This is a genomic window from Rhodococcus sp. R1101 (assembly GCF_000278445.1).
GTDB classification, from domain to species: Bacteria; Actinomycetota; Actinomycetes; order Mycobacteriales; family Mycobacteriaceae; genus Rhodococcus; species Rhodococcus gordoniae.
The window spans coordinates 1-435 of the sequence record NZ_AJVB01000952.1 but is presented as its reverse complement, the minus strand read 5'-3'; the positions used below and the strand labels follow the sequence as shown (position 1 = coordinate 435).

1 protein-coding gene is annotated in these 435 nt (G+C 74.0%); it reads left to right on the top strand.

Going from position 1 to position 435, the window contains the following annotated elements:
- The coding region (locus R1101_RS29080) for a transcription antitermination factor NusB (protein ID WP_016935875.1) at positions 1 to 435 on the top strand (435 nt) is incomplete at both ends.

Genomic DNA, 435 nt, shown 5'->3' with positions numbered 1-435 from the left:
GCGCGACGCCGCCCTGGCCACCGAACTCACCTACGGCGCGGCCCGCGCACGGGGTCTGCTGGACGCGGTGATCGCCGACGCCGCCAACCGTCCCGTCGACGAGATCGACGGCGCGCTGCTCGACGTGTTGCGGCTGGGCGCCTACCAGCTGCTGCGCACACGCGTCGCGCCGCATGCCGCCGTCGCCACGAGCGTCGACCTGGTGCGAGCGGAATTCGGTTCCGGCCGAGCCGGATTCGTCAACGCCGTGTTGCGTCGTGTGGGGGAGCGGTCCGAGGACGAGTGGGTCGCACTGCTCGCCCCCGACCGGGAACGGGACCCGGTGGGGCACTTGGCGTTCCGGTACGCCCACCCCCTGTGGATCGCGCAGGCGTTCGCCTACGCGCTCGGCGCGGACGCGTCCGAGCTCGCCGACGTCCTCGCCGCCGACGACGC